Source organism: Micromonospora aridisoli, assembly GCF_056150025.1.
Genome location: NZ_JAXCFK010000131.1, coordinates 1 through 559 on the forward strand (window position 1 = coordinate 1; position 559 = coordinate 559).

2 protein-coding genes are annotated in these 559 nt (G+C 58.5%); one reads left to right on the plus strand and one right to left on the minus strand.

What is annotated here, in order from left to right; all coding sequences use genetic code 11:
- On the plus strand, positions 1 to 273 hold a 273-nt coding region (locus SM447_RS29725), incomplete at its 5' end, for a dihydrofolate reductase (RefSeq protein WP_474576179.1).
- 70 nt (positions 274 to 343) lie between these two features.
- On the opposite strand, the gene SM447_RS29730 is transcribed toward SM447_RS29725, so the two are convergent.
- Positions 344 to 559, minus strand: a 216-nt coding sequence (locus SM447_RS29730; protein WP_474576180.1) for a cold-shock protein, incomplete at its 5' end; no start/stop codon positions are given.

Here is a 559-nt window from a genome sequence, read left to right on the forward strand (position 1 = left end):
GCAGAGCACGTGTTGCCGTCGGTGGATGCCGCGATTGAAGCCGCGCTGCAAGCCGGGCATGCCCGGATATATGGCGTCGGCGGGGCCGGCATCTACCGTGCCATGCTGCCCATGTCCCAGAGGCTTTTGATCACCGAAGTCGATCTGATGGTGGAAGAGCCCGACACCTGGTTTCCCGACATCGCCCTTGAGGACTGGCAAGAGATCACAAGATTTCCTTTGCGCCACGACGCGCCGAGGGCGGAGTTGGTGGAGTATCTGAGCTGCAGCTGACGCGCAGGGCAACTTGGGTTCAGGCTGGTTTTGCAGCCTGACCCGATTTCAAAACGGTTTTGCCAATGGCTCAGAGCGGCTTGATATCCGCCGCCATTTGACGTCCGTCGCGTCCTTCTTCAAGCTCGTAACCGACCTTTTGGTTATCGGCCAAACCCGTCAGGCCGGACCGCTCGACCTGACTGATATGCACAAAGACGTCCTTGCCGCCTTCATCGGGTGCGATAAATCCGTACCCTTTCGTCGTGTTGAACCATTTCACGGTGCCTGTTGGCATTCCGCTTCT